This is a genomic window from Allobosea sp. 01N443, assembly GCF_056399325.1.
In genome coordinates, this window is sequence record NZ_JBFTRC010000410.1 from 1 (window position 1) to 760 (window position 760).

Consider the following 760-nt stretch of genomic DNA (forward strand, 5'->3'; position numbering starts at 1 on the left):
GGTGACGACACGGTCGACGTGGTGACGACACGGTCGACGTGACGGCTCTCGAATCGGCCCACCACGTCGTGCTCAATACGGGCGGCGGCTCCGACCATCTGGTTGGCATGCGTGCCCAGGATGAAATGCACGTGACCGGACCAGCTGCAGCCGGCGGATCGACTGGCGGGGGCGGCAGTAATGGTGGTGGTTCCGGAAACGGGAGCGGGAACGGCGGCGGCATCACTGGCGCGTTCGACCTCACCGCCGGCGACGTTGCGGGGCTAAAGCACCTGGTCAACGGCCAGGAAGTCCCCGGGGATGACGACACGGTGCCCGGCGTCCGCGATCTCAGCGGCCACGGCAACAATCTCGCCCATCCCGATTACGGTGCGGCGGACGAGCACTTCATCCGGCTGACGGAAGCCCGCTACGGCGACTACGACGCGGCGACTGGCAACAACCAGATCAATCCGATCTTCGAGGGGCTCGATCCGCGCAATATCAGCAATATCCTGGGCGTGCAGGAAGCAGACCTGCCGAAGAACAGCAACGACGCCAATATCTTCTTCATGGCCTTTGGCCAGTATTTCGACCACGGCCTCGATTTCCTGCCGAAGGGTGGCAATGGCGCGATCCAGATCGGCGCTCCCGGCAACGGCGCGCCCGGATCCGGCAACCCTGCCGATCTCACCCGAGGCACGGTCGACGAAATCGTCGATGGCGTTCCCCAGCATATCAACCGGACCTCGCCCTTCGCGGACCAGAACCAGGCCTATGG

General features: G+C 64.6%; 1 protein-coding gene. It reads left to right on the forward strand.

The features are described from left to right. Nucleotides 1-131 precede the first annotated feature (131 nt). Nucleotides 132-760: peroxidase family protein (locus AC1DRP_RS36730; protein WP_476771162.1), on the forward strand; the 629-nt coding region annotated here is incomplete at its 3' end.